Origin of the sequence: Enterococcus sp. HMSC061C05 (genome assembly GCF_001814765.1) — a bacterium.
Classification (GTDB): domain Bacteria; phylum Bacillota; class Bacilli; order Lactobacillales; family Enterococcaceae; genus Enterococcus_B; species Enterococcus_B lactis.
This window is the reverse complement of the sequence record NZ_KV817720.1, coordinates 1-11,201: the sequence shown is the minus strand read 5'-3', so window position 1 is coordinate 11,201 and position 11,201 is coordinate 1. Positions and strand designations below refer to the sequence as shown.

Here is an 11,201-nt window from a genome sequence, read left to right as displayed (position 1 = left end):
AGGTCAAAACGCTGATTTCACAACCTCTTTGTGCGTTTCATAAGTAAATGATTATTTTACTTTATAGTCACGAGTTTTTTCAATGGATCTGTCCCGAATTTTTTTTCTTGATAAAGCAGGATTTCCGCACACGCACGACTATCTTCCAATGCATCATGATGATGATCTAATTGGATGTTCAAATTTTCGCACACAGTGTTCAATCGATGATTTGGAAATTCAGGAAACAAGCGACGACTGCTTTTCACTGTACATAAAGAAAGATAATTAGGCTGTTCGAGGTGGTAATAATCTAAACAACCTGCTAAGACCTTTGTATCAAAAGCAGCATTATGTGCAACGACTAAACGATTTTTTTGAAAATATGGCTGGATAGTTTGCCAGACTTCTGGAAATTTCGGCGCATTGCGTACGTCTTCTTGATGGATTCCGTGAATTTGGACGTTTCGCCAGAAAAAAGGAGTTTCAGGCTGTATCAATGTATAGAATTCATCGACGATTTGGCTGTTTTTTACCATGACTAACGCAAGAGAACAAGCGCTATAAGGCTGATGATTGGCAGTTTCAAAATCCATGGCAACAAAATTCATTTCTGTAAAACCTCCTTGGGAAATTACTGTAACATACTTTTGAAAAAAACAAATAGTTTTAACAAAAAACATAGGATTTTTTATGTAGTTTTTGTAGAGAAAAGCTATTTTTTGAACTCATTCCTTGCGACTCGGAGTTAGACGAGAGGATCATGACTTCTCGGTATCAGCCAGAAAACGGCAAATATGAGGAACTATTTTGCCGTTTTCTTTCTCTAATACTCAGGTCAGGACATTGATTTCACAACCTCTTGATAAACGGTGTTCAAAAGCCAGTTTCTCGGTATTAAGCCAAATTTATGCAAAAATGTGGAAAGCCATTTTCACAAAATTTTTCTTCATACTCGAAACTAAACAGCTTTTTCACAACCTCTTTATTTCAAATCTAATTCTACTGGACAATGGTCACTGCCCATAATGTCCGTATGGATCTTTGCATCAGCCAGTCTTGGCGCTAAATCTTTGCTCGTCAAAAAGTAATCGATCCGCCAACCAGCATTGTTTTTTCTTGAATTGAATCGGTAATTCCACCAAGAGTAAACACCTTCTTGAGTTGGATAAAAATAACGAAATGTATCGATAAACCCGTTATCCAACAGTCGAGAAAGAGCCGCTCTTTCTTCTGGAGTGAATCCAGCATTTTTTTGATTCGTTTTCCAGTTTTTCAAATCGATCGTTTGATGCGCGACGTTTAGATCCCCGCAAACGATGACTGGTTTTTGTTTCTTTAGATTTTCCAAATAATTATAAAAGGCTTCTTCCCATTCTAATCGGTAATCTAAACGTTTCAATTCACTTTGAGAATTTGGCGTATAACAAGTTACAAGAAAGAAATCGGAATATTCCAAAGTGATCAGACGGCCTTCTGTGTCGTGGATATCGATACCCATTCCGTAAGTGGCATTCAATGCAGGTTCTTTAGCAAAAATGGCTGTACCAGAATAGCCTTTTCGTTCTGCATAATTCCAATATTGATAATAACCAGGAAGATCTAAATCGATCTGTCCTGCTTGGAGCTTTGTTTCCTGCAAACAGAAAAAATCGGCGTCTAACTCATGAAAAACTTCTAAAAAATTTTTATTTACGATGGCACGAAGCCCGTTCACGTTCCAAGAGATAAATTTCAATAAAAGCACACTCCTTCGAATTAAATTCCTTACCTTTGCGATACTATTGTACCTCATTTTAGTAAAAAATGGTGTAAGATGAAAGTAACTAAATGATCCAGGAGGAAAGTCGATGAAGATTGGTGTAATCGGTGTAGGGAATATTGCAGAAAAAGCATATTTACCAACTTATGCGAAAAAACAAGGAACAGTTGATTTTTATTTTGCAACACGAAATAAAGAAACAAAAGAAAGAATCCAAAAAGAATATGGGTTCCAACATCTATATGAAACGATCGATGAGCTCTTAGAAGAAAAAATCGAAGCATGCATGATCCACGCAGCAACAAAAGTACATTATGAGCTAGCAAAAAGATGTCTGGAAAATGGTATCCATGTTTATATTGACAAACCGTTGAGTGTCCATCTAAACGAAGTGCGTGAATTGCAAGAATTGGCTGATAAGAACCAAGTGATCTTGATGGTCGGTTTTAACCGACGCTTTGCTCCTATGGTAGAAGAATTGAAACGTATCCCAGAGAAGCGGCTGATCCAACTGCAAAAAAATCGAATAGCGGCAAAAGAGACGACAGAATTCGTCCTTTATGATTTATTTTTACATCTCATTGATACAGCGGTGTATTTATTGGATGAACCCATTTTGAGAACAAAATATCAGATAAGAGAAACAAAGGAATATTTGGAATATGCCATTTTACAATTAGAAACACAAAATCAAACGGCTATATTAACGATGGATTTGGCAAGCGGTGCTAATACAGAAAAATATCAAGTAACAAGTAAGAACGGTACTTATGAAGTAAGCGACCTGACCCAGCTTGTCATTCAAGATGCTGATGGAAAAAAGGTGAAAGAATTTGGCGACTGGACGAACACGCTAGTCAAACGCGGGTTTGAGCCAATGGTAGAGGCCTTCTTATCTCAGTTTCGTTCAGGTAAACGGGAAGCAGAACTGCTTAAACAGCAAGAAGTTGTAAGAAGTCATGAATTATGCGAGGAAGTGCTTAAAGAGCACTACCGTCATCAACTTTGAACAAGACTGGCAAGATTGTATTAAGCGTGATAGAATAATGGGGACGTTTGAGAAAAGAAAGGAAAATCCTCAGTGAATAAAGAAGAAATAGTTGAAAGCTTAGCCACGATCACTTTATTGTTTGATGAACCATTGATGAACTATACGTTTACGAAAACAGGCGGACCAGCTGATGTCCTTGCATTCCCGAAAAAGCAAGAAGAAGTAAAGCAAATCATCGATTATTGCCGAATCCATGATATACCTTGGATGGTACTAGGAAACGCAAGCAATCTGATCGTTCAAGATGGCGGAATCCGCGGTGTAGTCATCATGCTGACTGAAATGAAACAGATTCATGTCAAAGGAACGATGGTCATTGCGGAAGCAGGTGCCTCACTGATTGATACGACTTATGCAGCTTTGGCCGAATCATTGACTGGATTTGAATTTGCTTGCGGCATCCCGGGAAGTGTCGGTGGAGCGGTTTATATGAATGCAGGTGCGTATGGCGGAGAGATCAAAGATGTTTTTGCTGAAGTGGATCTTTTGCTTGAAGATGGAACATTGAAAACTTTGACAAAAGAAGAAATGGTATTTTCTTATCGTCACAGTAAAGTCCAAGAACTACGTGCTATCGTATTGGAAGCTCGATTCAGTTTGCAAACAGGGGATTATGAAGCAATCAAAGCAAGAATGGATGAGTTGACAGAATTGCGTCAATCAAAACAGCCATTAGAATATCCTTCATGCGGCAGTGTCTTTAAGCGCCCAGTAGGACATTATACGGGTCAGCTGATCCAGCAAGCAGGATTGCAAGGTCTGAAATGGGGCGGTGCACAAATCTCTGAAAAACATGCTGGATTCATCGTCAATATCGATCATGCGACAGCGACAGATTACATTGAATTGATTGCGCACATCCAAGAAGTAATCAAAGAAAAATTTGATGTGTCTTTAGAAACAGAAGTGCGGATCATTGGAGAGAAACAAGCACTATCAGAAACAAGCAGAAGTTTAGCGAATTAATAAGTAATTGAATTGCACTTAAAATAAGTAAAAGAGCAGGACGGTGGACGCCCTGCTCTTTTTTGTGGTTGTTTACGCAAATGGTGCAAATCTTGTACATTTTAACACAATAAAACAAAAAATATAGAATATTTTCCCGTAAATTTTTCCATTTTTTGCAATATTCTCAAAAAAAAGATAAAAAATGAGAATAACTGATGAAAAAACAGGTGTAATCCATCATAAAATCAGTATAGGTGAAAAGATGAACTTTCATCTGCATATCAAGTGATTGGTATGAGGCATTTTTTTGAGGTGTAGGATATGAAGTTGGATTACCTTATCGAAGAGGAAGATAGAGAAAAACTGCTGTTAGCCAGATATTTAGAATTTGAGAAAAAGAATTACGTCGTGTTGTCTAAGTTATATGAAACATTAGGTTTATCTAAATTTAAAACAAGAAATTATATCATAGAATTAAATAAAGAATTTTCTGAATTCAAATCAAAGCCAGCGATCCAAATCTCAGAAGAAGGAGAGATTCATGTTGAACGGCTAAATTTGACGGATATTAAAAATTTAAGAAGAATCTACTTTCAACGATCAAAAATTGCTCGACTGTTAACGGAGATCGTAGATTCAAAAGTAACAATTGAAAAATTTGCAGAGAACCATTTTTTAAGCATATCAAGAGCTTATGTAAAAAGAAGAGAATTAGTCTCTTTTCTTGAACAGCATCAAATAAAGTTAAAGAAAAACATATTAGTTGGGGAAGAAATAAACATACGGAACGTATTATTTGGGGTATATTTTGGGGTCTTTAATGGTTTTTCTATGCCATTTAGAGAAAGCGTCATGAATGAAGCAAAAAGTATCGTGCAATATTTTGAATATCTGTTCAATTTAAAGTTGTCTGCCACAAAGCGAATCAAATTCAATTTGCTAACTACTGTTAGTTTGTTGAGGATTTATGGAAATCAACCAATAGGAAAACGTTTCTTTTCAGATGAATACTTTAAGAGCTCAGAAGGAATGAAGATTATTAAGGATTTATCGCATATTTCTTTTCTACATATCCCTAAAGAGCAGATCATTGATGAGATTTCTTATATCATGTTATTTTTGATTACGGAAGAAGAATTTGAATTAGATGGTGCGTTTGGACTTGCGGAAGCTCATTTCCATGATATCCATATGATTAGTCAAAAAATGTCAGTGGAATTGATTGATCAATTACCATTTTCAACTGAAGTTTCTGAAGAAGAAAGACTCCATATACGAAAAGAACTTCGTATGGGGATGATGCATGTCAATCGGAAAAATTGGATATTCGACTTTGAGATGACTAGTTTTACGTCTAAAAAGCAGTTGCAGTTTTTCTTCGAAACGTATCCAATATTCAGTACAGCGATCCAAAATGTCATACAAGATAATAAACGCTATTTCTTGGAAAAAGATGAACGTTTCATGATTCGCTTATTTTATGATTATCTTTTTTTATTGGTCGGTATTTGTCCAGTCTCTTATTTTGAATCACCAATCTATGTCTGTATTGATTTTTCTCAAGGATCTGCCTATACCGATTATATTATTTCTCAAGTGAAGGGATTTAAAAATTACAATATTGTGATTGAAAATCGAATCACTTCCCGTACGGATATTTATTTATCTGATTGTTTGCTTGAAAAATTCAACAAAGAGCAGATAATATGGAAAAATCCGCCGACTCCAGATGACTGGGAATATTTTGGGAATATCATTATCAGAGAAAAAAATAGACATTTAACTGAAAAAATCAGCTAATATTTATGGATGACAACTTTGTCTCACCTATTTATTAGCTGATTTATGTGTTTTTTCAAAGAAAAGATGACTAGATATCAAGTGATATGGCTTGACAAAATTAAAAAGTACATAAGTTATTATTCCGATTTTCTTGAAACAATAAAAAATCAAGAAAAATACTGTCTCAATTGACCATCTTTTTTTGATTTTATCTATATAATAAAATCATCTTATGAAAATTACTACTTCATGCCGAGGCAAGAGTAGGGAGGACTAAGAATAAATGTGTTCAAAAAGACAACCTAAAAAACTAAATAAACACGCTTGCCGTTTAGACAAAGAACGATCGTGTTCTGAAAACCGCTACGTCAAATTTGTGATGCGTACGATGCTGATCAGCTTATCTGTAGGTGTCTATATGAATGTACCCATTCAGGCAACGGCACAAACCATCAAGATCGTACGTACATCTGTCTCTGAGACGACTGATTCCCCTATTACTATTACCCATACTTTCACTGATGTAAGTGGAACACAGCTACTTCCTTCTTTGAATTCCTATAATAAAGTCAGTTATCCTCCAACGATAAACCACTATTGGTTAATTCCTAACAAAACATTATGGACATCAGAAACTGGAAGCAGCGTGCCGCTTTCTGTCTTTTCCGGTATGACTGATCCAACAAAAGGGGATCAGCTAAAACAGATCATTGATAGTTTAAATCATGCTTTGACAGGTGTGAAGGACGGTGGAAGTGCACAAGTCTCTTATGTATATGGAAAAGATTATTCACAGTTCGAAGGGAAGGAAATCGACGTTCTGGCAGGGACAAAAATTTCGATATCAGATCTGGTAGAAAGCTTGAGGAATGCAGATGGAACACAAGGAGATATGTCCAAAGTAATTTCAAACAATGGGAATATCATAGACACGACAAATACAGGAGTATCTACTATTGACTTGTCTTATTTTGATCCAATTGCTTTAAAAACAATGACTGCATCTGCTGTGATTCATGTTCATGCTGATCAAACAGCTGTCAAAGGAAAAGATCTTCATCTAATAACAGGAGAGAATTACGACCCTAAAGCTCTTATCGAATATGTAACAAAAAGCGATGGAACTTCAGGGAATAAAGAAGAAATCAAAATGAGCGGGACAGTAGATCCTGCCACACCGGGAGAATATCCCGTCGTATTAACTTATGTAGACCCTCTTACATCAAAAGCGGTGGAAATAACAGCTGTCGTTTATGTAGAAGCACCTGCTGCTTCATCGACTGTCATCACTCATTTTATTGATCATCAAACGAATAAAGAACTGCAAGCAGAAACACGCATAAGTAGTGTAGAACCTATTCCAGATTTACAACTCCCTGCTGAATTTTCTGATCGAGTACCAAATGTAGATTTGTCGACTTATGAACAAGACGGAAAAGTCACTTCTATTTCTGACTGGATGCAAGCAAACGGTTTAGACAGAAATAGTAACTGGTCGGTGATCCTTGAAGCCCTTCACTCAAAACTGATGAATAATAGGAAGCAATCAGGGGAGGAAATTACCTTCACTTATGTTTATGTACCGGATAATAGTTCATTAGAAGGTCACGTTGTTATTGCTCAGCCAAATGAAAAAATAAGTAAAGAAGAGTTGATCCAATCCGCAACAAACTCCTTAGGTAAACCCGTACCGTTAAAAGATGTAGCGGTTATAATCAACGGAGAACCATTGGAGGATGGTTATTTGACCAAACAAACAGGAGATTTTACGATTATGTATAGTTATCATGATCCGTATTCACTCCAAGAACTCCACGCTCAGTCGCTATTACATGTTTTACCATTAAATAAACAGATAAACCAAAAAGAACAAAAAAAACAAGAAGAAAGCTTGTCAGAAAAAAAACAACAAATGGCTCCTACAGTTTCTCCAACAGGGGAAGTAAAACAAACAAGAAGCCTAGAACCAGCAAGAATATCTATAAAAAGTTCAGAATCTAACAAAACGATAAGGCAAGAAGATCGTTTGATCCCACAAGTTTCTGAATCGGAAAATGAAATGTTAGAGTCTAACATAGAACAACAATTAGAAAAAGAAATTGTTGCTAAACAGCCGGAAGATCAAAATGAATCAGAGAACCACAAGGAAACGAAGAAAAAACGCTTGTCAACTATTGATTCCACCGATGAGCATCTGCAGCCGCAAGTACCACTTCCTAGTCCGGGAACACCCGCACCTGGTGGAGGTGTCCCTTCTTCTTCCGCTTTAGGAGATGTCATGCGGGGGATGGCAGGAACATGGGTATACGCTAATCGAAATGAATTTGACGCAGATGACTGGTTCTGATTCATTCCCCTATCTGTTATAGTCAAATAAGTAGCTGAGTTATCTGTTATTTGGCATAATGGATACGAGGAGGGATAGAAAAATGTTAGATAAAACGTTGCCTTACGCAGAAATCTGGATGACAAGACCACTTCAACTGCCTGTGCCAATGACACCTTTAGCGGAAGGTTTTGAATTTCGAACCTATCAAAAAGGGGACGAATCTGCTTGGTCAGAGATTGAAACTTCCGTTGGGGAATTTCAAACGACAGATGAAGCACTTGAGTATTTTCAAAAAAAATTTGCTCCTTATCCTGAAGAACTTGAAAGAAGGATGTTTTTTGTAGAGACAAAAAATGGAGAAAAAGTAGCAACCTGTACCGCTTGGCGAAAGAAATCAAGAGAGCGAGTGTATCCGGTTTTTCATTGGTTGGCAGTTAAACCAGTTTACCAAGGAAAAGGGCTCGCAAAAGCATTGACTGCTAAAGTCTTACAAGAATTTCCTACTCTCCATACGGATGGACCAATCTATCTTCACACCCAGACATGGAGCCATCAGGCGATTGCTCTTTATAAAAAAATGGGTTTTTCTTTTATTGCTGAAAATCTAGATGGCACACCTAATCCAGACTATGAAAAAGTTATGCAGGTTTTAAGTAAATTAGATAAATAAAAAAATGGTGAAATCAGCTCACAATATTAGAAGAAAAACGGAAAAGTAGTTCTTTCTATCTTACTGTTTTTGAATTCATCCTGTTGGCTAGCTGATGATACGCTATTTATTCGAAAAAGAAGAGGTCGTGACAAAAGTCTTGTCACTGCCTCTTCTCTTATTTCTTTAGTATGTTTATCGTTTGATTTTCTTGGGAATAAAATTCTTGATGAAAGTAAATTTTTGGTAATCATTTCGACTATAAAGGTAACCAAATATACTGAAAACGACTGCTCCAATAAAATTAACAAATAAATCCTTCATAGTATCCATGATTCCCACATCTAAATAACCATTTTGGATGATTATTTTATCTGTTTTACCGTCTGCATTCTGACTTTCAATGATTGTCCGAGTGATATCAGGAACATGATAGACAGTGTTTCCGTCTTTGCTTAACTCCACACTATTGATTTGCTGGACGATCGTATCTTTTTGCATATCGAATTGTAGCAATTTATCTGCTGAAAATTCAACAAACTCCCACATAACACCGACTGTCATCGAAAAACAAAAGGAAACGACTGCTAATAACAAAGGAGTCAAGTTCATCGTTTTTGTATTTTTATTGAGCAAATAAACAAGTGAAAAACCGACACCCCCAGCTAAAAATCCGCTGAATGCATGTAGAAAAGTATCCCACATTGAAAAATAGCCATAAAAATCGCTTAATTCTCCTAAAACCGTTGAACTGAAAATAAAAGATAACAATATGATTTCTAACATATTTGGAATCTGTATCTTTAATATCTTTTCCAGGAAATAAGGAATTTCAAATAAAATCAGTGTCAATAATAAAAGCATCGTATTTCCCCAATGTTGGTTCCAAATCTGATCCACTAGCATAATAACAACGATGATACGTAATAAAATATAGATTCCATTTGTGATTCTGCCAGCAGTTTTTGTACTGTTCGTAAAAAAGGTTTTCAAATGATTCATAAAATAACTCCTTCATGTATATCCTTAATTATACTAAGAAGCGTGCGATTACCAAAACTATATGTCTTAAAGAAAAACAGAGTTGATATTGTGAAAAAAATCACTTAATATAAGCATAAGGAGAAAAGGGGGATAAATATGAAAAAATTAGTTGTTGGTTTATTAACGGCGGTTTCGCTTCTTGCCATGAGTGCATGTGGCGCAGATCAGAAAAATACAGCACAGACAAGTTCTAGTACGAAGGAATCTGCCGAAGTGTCATCAGGTGCTTCTGAACAAGCATATACTGATCCAAAAGAAATGAAAGAATCTTATGATATCGTAATCGTGGGAGCTGGCGGTGCAGGGATGGCAGCCGCTATCGAAGCAAAAGATGCTGGCTTGAACCCAGTGATTTTCGAAAAGATGCCTGTTGCCGGAGGAAATACGTCTAAATCATCAAGCGGAATGAACGCTTCTGAAACCAAATTCCAAAAAGAAGAGGGAATCGAAGACTCAAATGAGGCATTCTATGAAGAAACGCTAAAAGGTGGCGGAGGAACAAATGATAAAGAAATGCTTCGTTACTTTGTCGATCACTCTGCTGATGCAATCGATTGGTTGGATCAAAATGGGATCAAACTAGATAATTTAACGATCACTGGAGGGATGAGTGAGAAGAGGACGCATCGTCCATCTGATGGCTCGGCTATCGGTGGATATTTAGTGGATGGATTATTGAACAGCGTCCATGAGCGAAAAATACCGATTTTTGTCAACACAGATGTGACAGACATTAAGAAAAATGGCGAAACAGTCAATGAAGTGACTGTACATGTCCAAGGAGAAGAACCAAAAGAGATCACCGGTAAAGCAATCGTCGTCACTACAGGCGGTTTTGGTGCTAGCAAAGAATTTATTGAAAGATATCGTCCCGATTTAGCTGATTATATTACGACAAATCAAGAAGGATCAACTGGAGATGGTATTACCATGATCGAAAAGTTAGGCGGACAAACCGTTGACATGGATAAAATACAAATCCATCCAACCGTGCAACAGGATGAGGGAATCTTGATCGGTGAAGTGGTTCGCGGAGAAGGAGCAATCTTGGTAAATCAAGAAGGCAAAAGATTTGTGAATGAAATGGATACAAGGGATAAAGTATCTGCAGCCATCACAGCGTTGCCTGAAAAATCAGCGTATTTGATTTTTGATCAAGGCGTGCGTGATCGTGCCACAGCTATTGAATTTTATGACCAAAAAGGATATGTCACAACTGGAAAAACAATGGAAGAATTAGCAGAAAAAATTGATTTGCCAAAAGAAACATTAGCAAAAACAATTGATGGATGGAATGCGGATGTTGCGGAGAAAAAAGATGCTCAATTCAATCGTGCCACAGCCATGGAACATGATCTATCGTCTCCAAATTATTATGCAATCAAAATCGCGCCAGGGATCCATTATACGATGGGTGGTGTGAAAATCAATACGAATACCGAAGTATTGGATAAAGAAAATCAGCCAATCAGCGGGTTGTATGCTGCCGGAGAAGTCACAGGTGGCTTACATGGAGACAATCGAATCGGTGGAAACTCAGTTGCAGAAATCATTATTTTTGGGCGACAAGCGGGCATACAAGCAGCTCGGTTTGCTTCTGAAAATGAATGAAATAGAACGTAAATAAAAAGAGGTTGTGAAATCAGCGTTTTGACCT

At 36.9% G+C, this 11,201-nt stretch carries 9 protein-coding genes; 6 read left to right on the top strand and 3 right to left on the bottom strand.

Annotation, left to right across the window (positions count from 1 at the left end):
- Positions 1–56: 56 nt before the first annotated feature.
- Together HMPREF2988_RS00850 and HMPREF2988_RS00845 are read right to left on the bottom strand one after the other, a co-directional pair.
- Positions 57–590, bottom strand: coding sequence for a 3'-5' exonuclease (locus tag HMPREF2988_RS00850; RefSeq protein ID WP_002291442.1), 534 nt, complete (start codon positions 588–590; stop codon positions 57–59).
- A 374-nt stretch (positions 591–964) separates the two neighbouring features.
- Positions 965–1,717 (bottom strand): exodeoxyribonuclease III, encoded by a 753-nt coding sequence (locus HMPREF2988_RS00845; RefSeq protein WP_002308394.1) that lies wholly within the window; start codon positions 1,715–1,717, stop codon positions 965–967.
- Positions 1,718–1,829: 112 nt separating this feature from the next.
- Between HMPREF2988_RS00845 and HMPREF2988_RS00840 the strand changes: the two genes are divergently transcribed.
- From HMPREF2988_RS00840 to HMPREF2988_RS00820, 5 genes are all read left to right on the top strand, one after another.
- Positions 1,830–2,750, top strand: coding sequence for a Gfo/Idh/MocA family protein (locus tag HMPREF2988_RS00840; RefSeq protein ID WP_070769813.1), 921 nt, complete (start codon positions 1,830–1,832; stop codon positions 2,748–2,750).
- 72 nt (positions 2,751–2,822) lie between these two features.
- Positions 2,823–3,758, top strand: a complete 936-nt coding sequence (gene murB, locus HMPREF2988_RS00835; RefSeq protein ID WP_002375311.1) for a UDP-N-acetylmuramate dehydrogenase — start codon at positions 2,823–2,825, stop codon at positions 3,756–3,758.
- Positions 3,759–4,061: 303 nt separating this feature from the next.
- A complete protein-coding gene (locus HMPREF2988_RS00830) occupies positions 4,062–5,540 on the top strand; it encodes a helix-turn-helix domain-containing protein (RefSeq protein WP_070769812.1) in 1,479 nt (492 codons plus the stop codon).
- A gap of 265 nt (positions 5,541–5,805) precedes the next feature.
- Positions 5,806–7,869, top strand: coding sequence for a bacterial Ig-like domain-containing protein (locus HMPREF2988_RS00825; protein WP_070769811.1), 2,064 nt, complete (start codon positions 5,806–5,808; stop codon positions 7,867–7,869).
- A gap of 82 nt (positions 7,870–7,951) precedes the next feature.
- Positions 7,952–8,521 carry a GNAT family N-acetyltransferase gene (locus tag HMPREF2988_RS00820; RefSeq protein ID WP_070703706.1) on the top strand — a complete coding sequence of 190 codons (570 nt, stop codon included), beginning with the start codon at positions 7,952–7,954 and terminating at the stop codon, positions 8,519–8,521.
- 174 nt (positions 8,522–8,695) lie between these two features.
- Here HMPREF2988_RS00820 and HMPREF2988_RS00815 read toward each other — a convergent pair whose 3' ends face one another.
- Complete coding sequence (locus HMPREF2988_RS00815; protein WP_070769810.1) at positions 8,696–9,502, bottom strand: DUF2238 domain-containing protein; 807 nt, start codon at positions 9,500–9,502, stop codon at positions 8,696–8,698.
- Positions 9,503–9,640: 138 nt separating this feature from the next.
- On the opposite strand from HMPREF2988_RS00815, the gene HMPREF2988_RS00810 reads away from it, so the two are divergent.
- The gene (locus HMPREF2988_RS00810; protein ID WP_070703702.1) at positions 9,641–11,155 is read left to right on the top strand and encodes a flavocytochrome c; all 1,515 of its coding nucleotides are present in this window, start codon (positions 9,641–9,643) and stop codon (positions 11,153–11,155) included.
- Positions 11,156–11,201: the final 46 nt, after the last annotated feature.

Coding starts and splice junctions, on each gene's coding strand:
- HMPREF2988_RS00850 (WP_002291442.1), bottom strand. CDS start 590: ATGAATTTTGTTGCCATGGATTTTGAAACTGCCAATCATCAGCCTTAT.
- HMPREF2988_RS00840 (WP_070769813.1), top strand. CDS start 1,830: ATGAAGATTGGTGTAATCGGTGTAGGGAATATTGCAGAAAAAGCATAT.
- HMPREF2988_RS00830 (WP_070769812.1), top strand. CDS start 4,062: ATGAAGTTGGATTACCTTATCGAAGAGGAAGATAGAGAAAAACTGCTG.
- HMPREF2988_RS00825 (WP_070769811.1), top strand. CDS start 5,806: ATGTGTTCAAAAAGACAACCTAAAAAACTAAATAAACACGCTTGCCGT.
- HMPREF2988_RS00820 (WP_070703706.1), top strand. CDS start 7,952: ATGTTAGATAAAACGTTGCCTTACGCAGAAATCTGGATGACAAGACCA.
- HMPREF2988_RS00815 (WP_070769810.1), bottom strand. CDS start 9,502: ATGAATCATTTGAAAACCTTTTTTACGAACAGTACAAAAACTGCTGGC.
- HMPREF2988_RS00810 (WP_070703702.1), top strand. CDS start 9,641: ATGAAAAAATTAGTTGTTGGTTTATTAACGGCGGTTTCGCTTCTTGCC.